The organism is Tenacibaculum larymnensis (assembly GCF_028829235.1).
Lineage (GTDB): Bacteria > Bacteroidota > Bacteroidia > Flavobacteriales > Flavobacteriaceae > Polaribacter > Polaribacter larymnensis.
This window is the reverse complement of record NZ_JAIWJY010000001.1, coordinates 409,571-423,516: the sequence shown is the minus strand read 5'-3', so window position 1 is coordinate 423,516 and position 13,946 is coordinate 409,571. Positions and strand designations below refer to the sequence as shown.

15 protein-coding genes and 1 tRNA gene are annotated in these 13,946 nt (G+C 32.7%); 7 read left to right on the top strand and 9 right to left on the bottom strand.

Translation table 11 applies throughout. The features are described 5' to 3' along the window. Positions 1-212 precede the first annotated feature (212 nt). From LCI24_RS01975 to LCI24_RS01965, 3 genes are read left to right on the top strand one after another with little or no spacing between them, the layout of a single operon-like run. A complete protein-coding gene (locus LCI24_RS01975; RefSeq protein WP_274638914.1) occupies positions 213-1,406 on the top strand; it encodes a molybdopterin molybdotransferase MoeA in 1,194 nt (397 codons plus the stop codon). A gap of 31 nt (positions 1,407-1,437) precedes the next feature. Further along, a complete protein-coding gene (gene moaC / locus LCI24_RS01970; RefSeq protein WP_274638913.1) occupies positions 1,438-1,914 on the top strand; it encodes a cyclic pyranopterin monophosphate synthase MoaC in 477 nt (158 codons plus the stop codon). Then, complete coding sequence (locus LCI24_RS01965) at positions 1,907-3,019, top strand: NTP transferase domain-containing protein (RefSeq protein ID WP_274638912.1); 1,113 nt, start codon at positions 1,907-1,909, stop codon at positions 3,017-3,019. Before moaC ends, LCI24_RS01965 begins: the two co-directional genes overlap by 8 nt. A 140-nt stretch (positions 3,020-3,159) precedes the next feature. On the opposite strand, the gene LCI24_RS01960 is transcribed toward LCI24_RS01965, so the two are convergent. Then, positions 3,160-4,356, bottom strand: a complete 1,197-nt coding sequence (locus tag LCI24_RS01960) for a splicing factor U2AF large subunit (protein WP_274638911.1) — start codon at positions 4,354-4,356, stop codon at positions 3,160-3,162. A 312-nt stretch (positions 4,357-4,668) separates the two neighbouring features. Then, a tRNA-Leu gene (locus tag LCI24_RS01955) sits at positions 4,669-4,752 on the bottom strand. 111 nt (positions 4,753-4,863) lie between these two features. On the opposite strand from LCI24_RS01955, the gene LCI24_RS01950 reads away from it, so the two are divergent. The 3 genes from LCI24_RS01950 (at position 4,864) to pth (ending at position 7,106) form a co-directional block, all read left to right on the top strand. Then, the gene (locus LCI24_RS01950; RefSeq protein WP_274638910.1) at positions 4,864-5,805 is read left to right on the top strand and encodes a ribose-phosphate pyrophosphokinase; all 942 of its coding nucleotides are present in this window, start codon (positions 4,864-4,866) and stop codon (positions 5,803-5,805) included. 21 nt (positions 5,806-5,826) lie between these two features. Beyond that, positions 5,827-6,402, top strand: a complete 576-nt coding sequence (locus LCI24_RS01945) for a 50S ribosomal protein L25/general stress protein Ctc (RefSeq protein WP_274638909.1) — start codon at positions 5,827-5,829, stop codon at positions 6,400-6,402. Between the two features lie 137 nt (positions 6,403-6,539). After that, a complete protein-coding gene (gene pth, locus LCI24_RS01940) occupies positions 6,540-7,106 on the top strand; it encodes an aminoacyl-tRNA hydrolase (RefSeq protein WP_274638908.1) in 567 nt (188 codons plus the stop codon). A gap of 32 nt (positions 7,107-7,138) precedes the next feature. Here the strand turns inward: pth and LCI24_RS01935 are convergent, their stop codons facing one another. The 7 genes from LCI24_RS01935 to mutS all read right to left on the bottom strand — a co-directional run bounded on the left by LCI24_RS01935 (position 7,139) and on the right by mutS (position 13,201). After that, positions 7,139-7,588, bottom strand: coding sequence for a 6-pyruvoyl trahydropterin synthase family protein (locus LCI24_RS01935; RefSeq protein ID WP_274638907.1), 450 nt, complete (start codon positions 7,586-7,588; stop codon positions 7,139-7,141). Positions 7,589-7,771: 183 nt separating this feature from the next. Continuing rightward, entirely contained in the window at positions 7,772-7,945 is a 174-nt protein-coding gene (locus tag LCI24_RS01930; protein ID WP_274638906.1) for a hypothetical protein, read from the bottom strand. Positions 7,946-7,947: 2 nt separating this feature from the next. Continuing rightward, positions 7,948-8,715 (bottom strand): enoyl-CoA hydratase/isomerase family protein, encoded by a 768-nt coding sequence (locus LCI24_RS01925; RefSeq protein ID WP_274639064.1) that lies wholly within the window; start codon positions 8,713-8,715, stop codon positions 7,948-7,950. A gap of 23 nt (positions 8,716-8,738) precedes the next feature. Continuing rightward, a complete protein-coding gene (locus tag LCI24_RS01920) occupies positions 8,739-10,073 on the bottom strand; it encodes an MATE family efflux transporter (protein WP_274638905.1) in 1,335 nt (444 codons plus the stop codon). A 2-nt stretch (positions 10,074-10,075) separates the two neighbouring features. After that, a complete protein-coding gene (locus LCI24_RS01915) occupies positions 10,076-10,309 on the bottom strand; it encodes a hypothetical protein (RefSeq protein WP_274638904.1) in 234 nt (77 codons plus the stop codon). A gap of 117 nt (positions 10,310-10,426) precedes the next feature. Next, the gene (locus LCI24_RS01910; protein WP_274638903.1) at positions 10,427-10,585 is read right to left on the bottom strand and encodes a hypothetical protein; all 159 of its coding nucleotides are present in this window, start codon (positions 10,583-10,585) and stop codon (positions 10,427-10,429) included. 6 nt (positions 10,586-10,591) lie between these two features. Further along, entirely contained in the window at positions 10,592-13,201 is a 2,610-nt protein-coding gene (gene mutS, locus LCI24_RS01905) for a DNA mismatch repair protein MutS (RefSeq protein WP_274638902.1), read from the bottom strand. A gap of 104 nt (positions 13,202-13,305) precedes the next feature. Between mutS and LCI24_RS01900 the strand changes: the two genes are divergently transcribed. Beyond that, entirely contained in the window at positions 13,306-13,836 is a 531-nt protein-coding gene (locus LCI24_RS01900) for an RNA methyltransferase (protein ID WP_274638901.1), read from the top strand. Positions 13,837-13,946 lie beyond the last annotated feature (110 nt).

Here is a 13,946-nt window from a genome sequence, read left to right as displayed (position 1 = left end):
TTTTGTAAATGCGATAGAAGGTTATCCAATTCAATCTGGAATTATATTAATCGGCCTTAGTATTATTTGCTTACTATTTAGGTTAAGTAGTGAAAGAAAAATAAGTTATGAAAAAAGAAATATAGTAGGTAAAGTATCTGTTATTGACTCATGGGGTGTAATTGTCTTTTTATTAATTATGGGAATAATTCTTATTCTTAAAAACATATAAAATGATTACAGTAGAAGAAGCTAAACATATAATTTTAGAAAACACACAAGATTTTGAAATTGAAGAAATTCCGTTTTTACAAGCTATTGGAGGAATTTTAAAAGAAGATATTGTTGCTGATAGAGATTTTCCTCCATTCAACCGAGTGGCAATGGATGGTATTGCAATCAACTATCGTTTTTTTGAACACGGTATTCGTGATTTTAAAATAGAAGGAGTCCAAGCAGCTGGAAGTCCACAAAAAACACTGGATAATGCAGCCAACTGTTATGAGGTAATGACAGGAGCTGTGCTACCTAATAACTGCGATACGGTAATTCGCTATGAAGATGTTGATATTAATACGCTAGTAGCTACAGTTACTGTTGATGAGATCAAAGAAGGACAGAATATTCACAGAAAAGGTTCTGATAAAAATAAAGATGAGGTTCTAATAAAAAAGAACGCTATAATTTCAGCTGCTGAAATTGGAGTGCTGGCTACTGTAGGTAAAGCTACTGTAAAAGTTGCGAAACAACCTAAAGTAATGATTGTTTCTACTGGTGATGAATTGGTTGATGTAAATGAAAACCCGTTAGACCACCAAATTCGCAGAAGCAATGTATACACATTAGTTTCCTTATTGAATAATTTAAAAATTCAAGCAGATACAGCTCATATTGCTGATGAAAAATCAGTTTTAAAAGAAAAAATTGAATCGTATTTAAAACAATACGATGTACTGTTATTTAGTGGCGCTGTTAGTAAAGGTAAATTTGATTTTTTACCTGAAGTTTTAGATGAGTTAGACGTTCAAAAATTATTTCATAGAGTTTCGCAACGACCTGGTAAACCTTTTTGGTTTGGCACTACAGACAACTGCAATGTGTTCGCTTTTCCAGGGAATCCAGTTTCAACCTTTGTAAACTGTTTGGTGTATTTTTATCCTTGGTATTATAAATCTTTAGATTTACAACGAGAAACACAAACAGCAATTTTAGCTAAAGACATTATTTTTAAACCTAACTTAAGCTGTTTCATGCAAGTAAACTTGGCTTCAAAAAATGGACAAGTATACGCCACTCCAATACAAGGAAATGGTTCAGGGGATTTAGCTAGCTTAGTAGAAGCAGATGGTTTTATCGAACTACCAAAGACAGAAGAAGTAACATTTAAAAAAGGAAGTGTTTTTCCTTTATTAACATATCGAGTTTAACTAAAAACTCAACATTTAAAATTTATACAGAGTGAGCACCTTTTCACACATAAACGAACAAAACCAACCTAAAATGGTGAATGTTTCTGATAAAAAAATCACAAAACGTACAGCCATTGCAAAAGCCACCATGTTTTTAGGTTCAGAAATTATAAGTCATTTTAAAAACGATGAACTCATCACTAAAAAAGGACCAGTTTTTCAAACTGCTATTATTGCCGGAATTCAAGCTGTGAAAAAAACTTCTAATATCATCCCAATGTGCCATCCTTTGTTAATCAATGGAGTGGATATTGACATCAATATTGTAGACGACGAGCATGTCGAGGTTTTTTGTAAAGTAACCATCGAAGGTAAAACAGGAGTAGAAATGGAAGCTCTTACTGGAGCTTCAGCAACTTGTTTAACTATTTATGATATGTGTAAAGCTATCAGTCAAAAAATGGTAATTAAAGAAGTAAAGTTAGTAGAAAAAACAGGTGGAAAATCAGATATAAAAAATGGATAAGAAGCATACTAAACATACAAACTTAGTTAAAAAACATAATGATAATTTTGCTCCTAATGAAGTAGCTATTTTAGGAACTAAGTGTGGGGTTATCGCTGATTTAGTTCATAACGTTTCAAAAAGATTGTCAAACTATAACTTAGGATATTTTGATGCATCACATGCTAAAGATGTTGAGCAAAATACACTAACTGAATACACCTTTCATCATGAAGGAAATTTACAAATAAATACTTCTTCACCTGTAAACAAGTACGAACAACGTTTACAGTTTTACAATCACGATTTTGTCTTTATTAATGGGAATCATTACCAAGGAGCAAAACAAATCTTGATTTTAGATGATGAAAAAGAGGCCTCAGTAAAAAAACGACTAGACCAATTAACAAATATTCAGTTTGTAGTTCTATTGAATGAAAACTCAACCTATTTTGATTGTTTACTAGAACGTTTTCCACATATAAAAAACATTACTAGCTACACAATTGACCAAGTAGATAAAATTACGCAGCATATTCAAAATTTAATTGAAGAATATATTGCTCCTGTGAAAGGTTTAGTATTAGTTGGTGGAAAAAGTACTCGAATGGGTAGTGACAAATCAGAATTAAGTTATTTTGGAAAACCTCAAAAACAATACGCTAAAGAGTTATTAGAAAACTGTTCTTTAGACACTTTCTTTTCTGTTCAAAAACCTTCTGAAAAAAAAAATGAAATTCACGACACCTTTTTAAACTTAGGACCTTTTGGGGGTATTTGTTCTGCTTTTCAAAAGAATCCAAATACAGCTTGGTTAGTGCTAGCAACTGATGTTCCTTTTGTAAATAACGAACTTATCTCTTTACTTTTACAGAAAAGAAACCCAAGTAAAGTTGCTACAGCAATCAAAGGAAAAAACAAAGAATTTCCTGAACCATTAATTACCATTTATGAGCCAAAGGCTTACGGAAAACTACTTCAGTATTTAGCCCAAGGGTATTCTTGCCCTCGTAAAATGTTAATTAACTCTGATGTAGAAATTGTTGAAGTTGATGATAACCTTATTAGAAACATTAACACTCCTGAAGAGTTTAAAGAAGCTATTCGTTTTATAAAAAAGTCATAAGTTTCTTTTTCTAAACCCTGTATGCGTCATTTTTGTCTTTCTTCATCAAAAAAACATATTTATTTTTTATAAAAATTAAAGTATTAAAAAACCACACTTTAAAAAGTGTGGTTTTTTTTCATTTATAAATAAACTCTATTTTATCTTCTGCTTCTAACCTCTCTTGATTTTGAAACGTTTTCTTTTGATCTGTTAAAATTTCTACTTCTATTTATTTTAGTATTGGATCTTGACGAATTCCCTCTACTTTTATAACTTCTTTTATCTCTATTTGTTACACTTGTAGAACGTTCTCTAGAATATCCTCTTGTACTTTTTGTTTGAACACTTCTTTTAGATCTATTATACGTTCTTGTAGGTCTATTATATTTTGATGTCCTAGTATTAGATTTCTCAGCCACCCTATTTCTGTTTCTTTCTCTCGTACTTGGAGTTCTTCTTGAAATAGAATTATTACCTCCTCTTTCTCTAGAAACTGTTCTAGTATTTCTTGCTACTGTGCGAGACCTATTTCTACTATAATCTCTATTATTATTTGCTACTCTAGAATTCTCTCTAGTATTTTTACGATAGTTACGATCGTTTCTTTGATACATTGTTCTTCTATGATCTTTCGATCTAAAATTCACATTTCTCGCATTGGCAAGCCTACGTCCTCTGTTAAAATTTCTTACACTATTCCCTGGCCTATAATAACTACGGTTTCTATATGACCTATTGTAATACCCATCATAATAATTGTTTCTATATACCGAATACGAATATCTATATGGAGAATAGAATCTTCTATATGGGCGATTCCAAACCACGCACCTATCAACTACGGGGGCTGCAAAATATCTGTGAAAAGGTCTATACACATAATATCTATTAAAACTGTTAATATATCCAGTACAATTTAAGAAGTTCCCATAACTATTGTAGTGAACAAACAATCCACCAACTCGAGATACTCTTCCCCAACGATTGTATCTAATATACACATCACCTGCCTGTACTATTCTACCATAATGATCATAAAAAATTGGAATATCTTCAATTTGTACTACCGCACCATAATCATCATATTGTACAAATGGATCATAATTGTAGCCTGAATTAAAACTTATATTTACTCCAGGAGCATTAAAATTAATATTAACTCCTCTTCTTGAGCCATTCAAATAGAAATCGAATTGACCATCTGGATACACAGCAAATTCAACACCTGCTTCTGTAAAAATGAATGATTTCCCATAATTGGAATATCCTTCACTAGCATAAGCGGCTGATTCTGATGCATTAATCGTAAATGACGTTAGTAAAAGTCCAGTAAGTAGTAAAACAAAATTTTTCATACGATCTGATTTTAAATGTCTATCATTTTTTGATACACAGTTAAATATTACCAAGTAACATGCCAAAAATTAAAACTATGTAGAAATTATATTTTAAAATAGAATAAAAACTTGAACATGTTTTTAAGTACAAAACAGTTTCCTTAAAAAAGAAAACCACAACAAACAGAACCCTATTAATTGGTTTTTTTATGAAATTTACCTAAAATATTTTTTTTATGAAACTCGTGAAGCATTAAATAAAAACTCTATACAAATTGAATAATTTCAAAATAAAAAAGCCGAGTTAAAAACTCAGCTTTCTAAAATTTGTACCAAAGGTGGGACTCGAACCCACACGCCCTTGCGAGCATCGGATTTTGAATCCGACGTGTCTACCAATTCCACCACTTTGGCTTTTGGAGAGTGCAAATCTATAAAATATTTCATTTAAAATATCTTTTAAACTCTTAAAATAGTTTTATTTTTGCCTCAACAACAACACTAACTAAAAATATCTTTTTGTAAATGGCTACAAATCAATTAAGCCCAAAAATCTTTGCATGTTCACAAAGTGTCGAACTAGCAGAAGAAATTGCCAATGCCTACGGTACCAAACTAGGAAATGTAATTACTACACATTTTAGTGATGGTGAATTTCAACCTGCTTTTGAAGAATCAATTAGAGGACGAAGAGTTTTCATTGTAGGATCAACTTTTCCATCAACTGATAACTTAATGGAAATGTTATTAATGTGTGATGCTGCTAAACGTGCTTCTGCAAGACATATTACTGCTGTAATGCCTTATTTTGGTTGGGCTCGCCAAGACAGAAAAGACAAGCCCCGTGTGGCAATTGGAGCTAAACTAGTAGCTAAATTGTTAGAAACTGCTGGAGCCACTAGAATTATGACCATGGATTTACATGCTGATCAAATTCAAGGCTTCTTTGAAAAGCCAGTAGATCATTTATTCGCATCTACCATCTTTTTACCATACGTTAAAAGTTTAAAGTTAGATAACTTAACTATCGCTTCACCTGATATGGGAGGGTCTAAAAGAGCGTATGCCTATTCCAAATACTTAGAAAGTGATGTTGTTATTTGCTATAAACAACGTCAAAAAGCCAATGTAATTTCTCATATGGAATTAATTGGTGAAGTAGAAGGTAAGAATGTTATTCTTGTAGATGACATGATTGATACTGGAGGAACACTCACCAAAGCAGCTGATTTAATGATGGAGCGTGGTGCCAAAAGTGTACGCGCTATTTGTACACACCCAATTCTTTCTGGTAATGCTTATGAAAGAATTCAAAACTCTCAATTAACAGAGTTAATCGTTTCAGATACAATCCCTTTAAAAAAGAACATATCTAAAATAAAAGTTGTATCTTGCGCCACTTTATTTGCTGATGTGATGCATAAAGTTCAAGACAATACATCTATCAGTGATCAATTTTTAATGTAAATAAATTTAATAAACAAAGTAATGAAATCAATTACAATCAAAGGATCTCAAAGAGAAAGCGTAGGTAAAAAAGCGACAAAAGCCTTACGTAATGCTGGAAAGGTTCCTTGCGTATTATACGGAGGAGACAAGCCTGTTCACTTTTCAGCTGAAGAAAAATCGTTCAAGCCATTAGTATATACTCCAGACGTATTTACTGCTACGATTGAATTAGATGGTGTAACATATAATGCTGTGTTACAAGATATACAGTTCCACCCAGTACATGATAGCATTTTACACGTAGACTTCTACCAATTATTTGAAGACAAAGCTGTAACTATGGATATTCCTGTGCGTTTAGTGGGATCTTCTAAAGGTGTTATGGTAGGGGGTGCTTTACGTCACAACTTACGTAAATTAAAAGTAAAAGCATTACCAGCTAACTTACCAGACTTTATCGAAGCTGATATTACTGAGTTAGAAATTGGTAATAAATTATATGTTACTGAGTTAAAGAATGATAAATATACTTTCTTACACCCAGACAACACAGTAGTTGCTCAAGTTCGTATGTCTCGTAATGCTGCTAAAGCAGCTTCTGAAGCAGAAGCATAGACCGCAATACTATAATCATACAAAAGCGTTACCATGTGTAGCGCTTTTTTTATTTTTGATGTATGATTTTTAGAACTTTTTTTAAAAGATTATTTGGTTTTTCTACAAAACAATTAACAGAGAAAGAAGACAATTTTATGAAGAAATTTTTAATTGTAGGTTTAGGTAATATTGGTGAAAAATATGACAATACACGTCATAATATTGGCTTTAAAATAGTAGATGCTTTCGTAAAAGAACATGAAGGTTCTTTTGAAACTGAAAAGTTAGGTGATATAGCTAAACTTAAAATAAAAGGTAAGACAGTTATCGTTTTAAAACCGAGTACTTATATGAACTTAAGTGGAAAAGCGGTTAAATACTGGATGCAAAAAGAAAACATTCAGATTGAAAACTTATTAGTTATTACCGACGACTTAAATATTGATTTCGGAAAGGTTCGTATCAAAGGAAAAGGAAGTTCTGGAGGGCACAACGGACTAAAAGATATTCAAGATAAATTTAACACAGGTGCTTACCCACGTTTTCGCTTTGGTGTAGGAGCTGAATACAGTAAAGGTCGACAAGTAGATTATGTTTTAGGAGAATGGAATGCTGACGAGGAAAGTGCGATGATTGAACGCATCCCTTTTTCTGTAAAAGCGGTTACCTCTTTTATTACAGCTGGTTTAGCTAATACCATGAATGAGTTTAACGGAAAATAATTAAACTTTACACCGTTAACTCATTAAAAAAATTAATTATCAGAAGCATACCACTCAGCAAAACTAGTATCTGTTTCCTGTAATTTAATGGCGTGTAGTTTGATGTTTTCAGGTAATCTGTCTTGAATTTTCTTAGCAAAATCAATCACCATCATTTCACTTGTTGGCTGATAATCTACTAAAATAACATGATGCCCTCTATTTTTTAGCTCCTGTGCCAACTCAACATGAGGTGTGTTTTTGTTAAACACTGTAGCATGATCAAATACATCAACAATATCTTCTTTTACAATCTTTTTTAGATCTCCAAAGTCAATTACCATACCGTATTTAACATTATTTGTATCTGTAATTGGAGAACCAATCACAGTAACAGAAAGCTTATAACTATGTCCGTGAACATTTTTACACTTTCCGTCATAACCATACAGCGCATGCCCAGTTTCAAAAGTGAACTGTTTGGTAATTCGAATCTTACTCATAAATTTTCTATTTATAAAGAAGCGATAAAATAACCTTTAAAAAGGTTATTTCTCTACGTTTGTTGTGGTGACTCTTATTTTCTTTTAAACCTTTTGTTTGCTCTATATTTATTAAAAAAATAAATAACTGCAACACCTGCTGCTAAAATAGCGAAGAAAGAATTTCCCATTTTAATACTTGTTTTATTCGCCAAAAGTACGAATTTGCTTTACAACTTTTGTTAAAATCCACACAAAACCTACTGAAACTACAGCACCTATAAATACCGCTAATAAAGGATTCTGTGCTATCCATTGTCCTACTTCATATCCTGCTTTATAGGCTGTAGAACTTTTTTCTTCTTGAATTAAAAACATTCTTATTTCTTAAATTTTTCTAACGCTTTTTTAGTAAACTCAGACAAAACTAACTTACCTGATGTTTCAGCTCTTTCTATTAACAGCTCTTCCCAATGCTCAGTTCCTTTCCATAAGGCTCTTTTCATTTCTGCTAATGCTTCAGGGTTATAAGATGCTAACTTTTCTGATAAAATTTCAATCTCTTTGTCTAATTCACCTTGTGTTTCAAAAACACGAGCGTACAAGCCTTTTTCTTTTGCCCAATATGCATTTTTCCAGCTGGTAGCATCTAAGGTTAATTCTGCTAATCCACTAACGCTTATTTTGCGTTCTACGGCTGGCGCAATTACAAACGGACCAATACCTATTGTAAATTCAGAAAGTTTAATAGAAGCATGCTCTGTGGCTAATACATAATCACAAGCTGCTGCTAAACCAACTCCACCTCCAACTGTTTTTCCTTGTACTCTTCCAATAATTAGTTTCGAACATCTACGCATAGCGTTGATTACATTCGCAAAGCCAGAGAAAAAAGCTTTTCCGTCTTCTAAATTATCAATCGCTACCAATTCGTCAAAAGATGCACCAGCACAGAAAGCTCGCTCTCCTTCTGATTTTAATACAATTACCAACACCTCATCACTCGTTGAAAGTTTATCAAATTCATTAGCTAAACGTTCTAGCAACACACTTGGAAAAGAATTACTTGCAGGGTGTCCAAATTCTACCGTTGCAATCTTGTTTTCTATGTAGGTGTATAAACTTCCGTTTTCTCTAGTTGTAGTCATTTGTTTTTCTTGTTTCTTCAAAATTACATTTTTTGAGCTAGGGGTAAAAACTTTCTTCTAAACTTAACAATTAATGGAGTTCCTCTCGCAATCATCCACAAGAAAAAAGCTATCCAAATAGCATAGAGTTTATACCCAAGAGAGTCAAAATATAATAATGTAGGAACAAACACTAACCCTGTTGCTAATAACAAAACATTTCGTAGAAATTTCATTTCTCCCATTCCTTTGAACATTCCGTCATAAATAAAAGCGATAGAACATATAGGTTGCATGATTAAAATAATCCAAAAGGTATTGTAAAACTGCTCTAAAACCTCTGGTTCTTTAGTGAATACTTTTCCTATAAATTGATATAAAACAAACCCCACAACGGCTAATAATAATCCGAAAAGGAATCCGTATTTAATTAATCTATTTCCTAAAGTTACCAATGTTTTATAAGCTTTAGCACCCAATAATTTACCTGATAAAATATTTCCTGCAGAAGAATATCCATCAATCATAAAAGCCCCCATAAGCCATAAATTAAATCCGATTGTATAGGCTGCAATGTAGGCATCTCCATAGTCAGTAGCGTAAGAAGTTCCAAAGTACAATGCAACATTTAGTGCTATCGTTCTTACGAAAAGATTCAACACCATTACTATGAATTTTGGAATTTCTGTGTTAAATGGTAAGCTGAATTTTAATGAAATATCTGTCTTTTTTAATAATAATACAGCAGAAATTATTGCCATCGTAACTTGTGCAATAACACTCGCATAGGCTGCTCCTTGAATATGCATAGCTGGAATAAACCCTTCTATTCCGTAAACCAATACTATATCTAATCCAATATTAATAAACGTACCAATTAAAGCAATAATCATTGGGTAATAGGTGTTTTGCAACCCTCTAAAGGTGCCAAAAACAGCAATGGTAAAAAGCGTAAACGGAAATCCGAAAACACGAATTTTGTAATACTCAACAGAGTAGTCTAAAATCGTTCCTGAAGCATTGTATAATTCAAAAATTTCTTTGGCAAAAGGATAACTGATTCCTAAAATAAGCGCACTTACGCCTAATACAATAACAATAGCTTGTGCGGGTAAGTTTTTAATTTCATCAAGTTTATTAGCTCCTAAATATTGTGAAACGATAGATGATATTCCACTACGTGTTTGCCCAAAAACCCAAATTAACATGGATAAAAAAGCTCCTACAATACCAATAGCGGCAATACTTTCAGTAGCGTTGTACTCTATATTACCTACAATAGCTAAGTCTGTAGTAGAAAGTAAAGGTTCTGCCACTCCTGCAATTAGTGCAGGCATTGCTAGTTTGTTTATATGCTTAAAACTAATATCGTGTTGCATAACTAAAAATACTCTCTAAGCTCTTTTCCTATATTTTCTGATAAGGTTTCTTGTTTCTCTATTAGATTTATTATTCCCTGTTCACTCTCAATTTTACTCCGAGAATATAAAACACTATTCATCAAACCAACCACTTCTTTTATTTCGTTCCTTAGTCCTTCTTTTTGAATTCTTTCTTTCAGATATAATAACTCTCTATATATGTTTGCTATTTTATTGTCCAAATCTGTATCCAATAATCCTTGACCCCATTTATTTGTCTTTCTGAAATTATCTACATCTTCTATATGAACCTTTCCTACTACCCTCAGTCCTTCCGAAATTTTCTCTTGAATCTTTAAAAGGTTTTCTCTTTAAAACTCTCTAAAAAGCAATTCTCTATTATTTTTTTCTAATTTTGATTGTATTTTAATAGCGTTTCTATTACTAATAATTGTTGTTATTATACTAGCAGAAGCACCTATAAACGCTCCAATTAATACTCCAATAAAACCCCAAGTATGTGGACTCATAATTATTTATTTCTTCGTCAACATTCGTTTAATTTCATTCAGCTTCATTAGCGCTTCAATCGGTGTTAAGGTATCAATATTGGTGGTTAAAATTTCTTCTCTAATATCTTCTAACAACGGGTCATCTAACTGAAAAAAGCTCATTTGCATATCTTCGTGCTGTGCTTCTTTCAAGGTTTCTTTAACCTCTTTGTGTGAATGTGAGTCTTCTAACTCTTTTAGAATTTTGTTTGCTCTATGAATTACCATACTTGGCATTCCCGCTAATTTTGCTACATGAATACCAAAACTATGATCGCTTCCTCCTTTTACCAATTTACGCAAGAAAATAATGCTATTATCCAATTCTTTAACCGATACATTAAAGTTCTTAATACGCTCAAATGTCGAGGTCATTTCGTTCAGCTCGTGATAGTGTGTTGCAAACAACGTTTTTGCTTTCGAAGGATGTTCGTGTAAATATTCCGAAATCGCCCAAGCAATAGAAATTCCGTCATAGGTAGACGTTCCTCTTCCAATTTCATCTAACAATACCAAACTACGGTCAGAAATGTTATTCAAAATAGAAGCTGTTTCGTTCATTTCTACCATAAATGTAGATTCTCCCATCGAAATATTATCACTAGCTCCTACTCTGGTAAAAATCTTATCCACCATACCAATGCGAGCATTTTGTGCGGGAACATAACTTCCCATTTGTGCTAATAACACAATCAAGGCTGTTTGACGTAAAATTGCTGATTTACCAGACATGTTCGGACCTGTAATCATAATAATTTGTTGCTGATTACGGTTCAAGACAACATCATTGGCTATGTATTCTTCTCCAATTGGTAATTGTTTTTCAATAACTGGGTGACGACCATTTTTGATTTCAATATCAGTGCTGTCATCCATTAACGGACGCACATAATTATTCTCGGTAGCTAAGGTTGCGAACGATTGTAAAGCATCAATCTTAGCTACATTTTGTGCGTTTTGTTGTACAGGTTGTACAAACCCAATAATATACTGTACTAACTTGGCAAAAATCACTGTTTCTAACTGCTGAATCTTCTCTTCTGCTCCTAAAATTTTAGCTTCATATTCTTTTAACTCTTCAGTAATATAACGCTCTGCGTTTACCAAGGTTTGTTTACGAATCCAGTCTTCTGGAACTTTGTCTTTATGAGTATTTCTAACTTCAATATAATATCCGAAAACATTATTAAAAGCAATTTTTAAACTCGGAATTCCTGTTCGCTCTGTTTCACGAGCTAGCATCGTATCTAAATACTCTTTTCCAGAGTTTGAAATGTTACGTAATTCATCCAGTTCTTCTGAAACTCCGTTTGCAATCGCGTTTCCTTTATTAATATTTACAGGAGCTTCTTCTAAAACTGTCTCAGTAATTTTATCAATCAGCGTTTTGCAATCGTGCAATTGTTTTCCTATTTCTTGAACTGCTTTATTATTACTTTTTTCTGCAGATTCTTTTATAGGAAGAATAGCTTTTAACGAGTTTTTCAACAAAATTACTTCTCGTGGAGAAACCTTACCCGTAGCAACTTTTGATATCAATCGTTCGATATCAGAAATTTGTTTTAATTGGTAGGTTACTGTTTCAGAAAAAGTATCATCATCAATTAAAAACTTTACTAATTCATGTCGTTGTTGAATTTGAGCTAAATCTTTTAACGGAAGCGCTAACCAACGTTTTAACAAACGTCCTCCCATAGGAGAAATCGTTTTATCAATTACATCCAATAACGAAACTGAGTTCACCGAATTACCACCGTATAATTCTAAGTTTTTCACGGTAAAGCGATCCATCCACACATAATTATCTTCCGCAATTCTACTGATAGATTGTATGTGTTCTATTTTGTTGTGTTGTGTTTCAGACAAGTAATACATTGCTGCACCACCTGCCACAATTCCATATTCTAACTCTTCAACTCCAAATCCTTTTAATGTTTTTACCTTAAAATGATTTCGAAGCAATTCATCTCCATAATCTTTTTGAAACACCCAATCATCCAAATAAAACGCATGAAAACGATTGGTAAAAGCTTCTAAAAATCGTTGCTTATTTTTCTTTTCAACCAAAACTTCACTAGGTGTAAAATTTTGTAAAAGCTTATCTATATATTCTTCATTTCCTTGCGCGATGAGAAATTCCCCAGTTGACACATCTAAAAACGAAACTCCTAATAGCTTTTTCCCAAAATGAACTGCTGCTAAAAAATTATTAGACTTTGATTGTAATACTTCATCATTCAACGCAACTCCAGGAGTTACCAACTCCGTTACTCCACGTTTTACAATCTTTTTAGTCATTTTTGGATCTTCCAACTGATCGCAAATAGCAACACGCAATCCTGATTTCACTAACTTTGGCAAGTAAGTATTTAAGGAATGGTGCGGAAAACCAGCCAACGCTGTTTCACTCTCACTACCACTTCCTCTTTTGGTTAAAATAATACCTAAAACTTTGGATGCTTTTATAGCATCTTCTCCAAAGGTTTCATAAAAATCGCCTACTCTAAATAATAACATCGCATCCGGATATTTTGCTTTAATTCCGTTATACTGTTGCATTAATGGAGTTACCTTTTTTGCCTTTGTTTTTGCCAAATTTCTAGATTTTTTGGGTTAGTTTTGCGAAGATAGAAAAGTTTAGAGTTTCTTTTGTTTCAAGTTATCCACAACTTTAAACTTTTGAACCTGAAAACCACTTTATGAGAAAATTAAAAAACAGCGAACTAGGCAGAAAAACAGTTGAGGAGTTTAAACAAACAAACAAAACTCCTATTATAGTAGTATTGGACAATATTCGTAGTTTAAATAACGTAGGTTCTGTTTTTAGAACTTCAGATGCTTTTTTAATTGAAAAAATTTATTTGTGCGGTATTACAGCAACACCTCCTAACAAAGAAATTCATAAAACTGCTTTAGGCGCTACCGAATCTGTAGATTGGGGATATGTTGAAAACACCATAGATTTAGTTGAAAAGCTACAAGCGGAAGATGTAAAAGTCCTATCCATAGAACAAGCAGAAAATAGTACGATGTTAGATACTTTTACCCCAGAAACTAACCAAAAATATGCGGTAGTATTTGGCAACGAAGTAAAAGGTGTACAGCAGGAGATAGTTTCTGCTTCAGATATTTGTATTGAAATTCCGCAATTAGGAACTAAACACTCGCTGAATATTTCAGTAAGTTGTGGTGTGGTGTTATGGGATTTGTTTACCAAAATGAAAAAGTAATACTATCTATTCATATTTTGAATACAGAATGTTAAATTTTTGACTTTCTCCTAAAAACCTACTACATTAGGCACTTGATTACTCCCATCCCCAAGTATTATTTTGTAATT

Excerpts from the sequence above, each read along its gene's own strand:
- LCI24_RS01945 (WP_274638909.1), top strand. The coding sequence starts at position 5,827 with ATGAAATCAATTACAATCAAAGGATCTCAAAGAGAAAGCGTAGGTAAA.
- LCI24_RS01935 (WP_274638907.1), bottom strand. The coding sequence starts at position 7,588 with ATGAGTAAGATTCGAATTACCAAACAGTTCACTTTTGAAACTGGGCAT.
- LCI24_RS01930 (WP_274638906.1), bottom strand. The coding sequence starts at position 7,945 with ATGTTTTTAATTCAAGAAGAAAAAAGTTCTACAGCCTATAAAGCAGGA.
- LCI24_RS01975 (WP_274638914.1), top strand. The coding sequence starts at position 213 with ATGATTACAGTAGAAGAAGCTAAACATATAATTTTAGAAAACACACAA.
- LCI24_RS01960 (WP_274638911.1), bottom strand. The coding sequence starts at position 4,356 with ATGAAAAATTTTGTTTTACTACTTACTGGACTTTTACTAACGTCATTT.
- LCI24_RS01925 (WP_274639064.1), bottom strand. The coding sequence starts at position 8,715 with ATGACTACAACTAGAGAAAACGGAAGTTTATACACCTACATAGAAAAC.
- LCI24_RS01900 (WP_274638901.1), top strand. The coding sequence starts at position 13,306 with ATGAGAAAATTAAAAAACAGCGAACTAGGCAGAAAAACAGTTGAGGAG.
- LCI24_RS01920 (WP_274638905.1), bottom strand. The coding sequence starts at position 10,073 with ATGCAACACGATATTAGTTTTAAGCATATAAACAAACTAGCAATGCCT.
- pth (WP_274638908.1), top strand. The coding sequence starts at position 6,540 with ATGAAGAAATTTTTAATTGTAGGTTTAGGTAATATTGGTGAAAAATAT.
- LCI24_RS01950 (WP_274638910.1), top strand. The coding sequence starts at position 4,864 with ATGGCTACAAATCAATTAAGCCCAAAAATCTTTGCATGTTCACAAAGT.
- LCI24_RS01910 (WP_274638903.1), bottom strand. The coding sequence starts at position 10,585 with ATGAGTCCACATACTTGGGGTTTTATTGGAGTATTAATTGGAGCGTTT.
- LCI24_RS01965 (WP_274638912.1), top strand. The coding sequence starts at position 1,907 with ATGGATAAGAAGCATACTAAACATACAAACTTAGTTAAAAAACATAAT.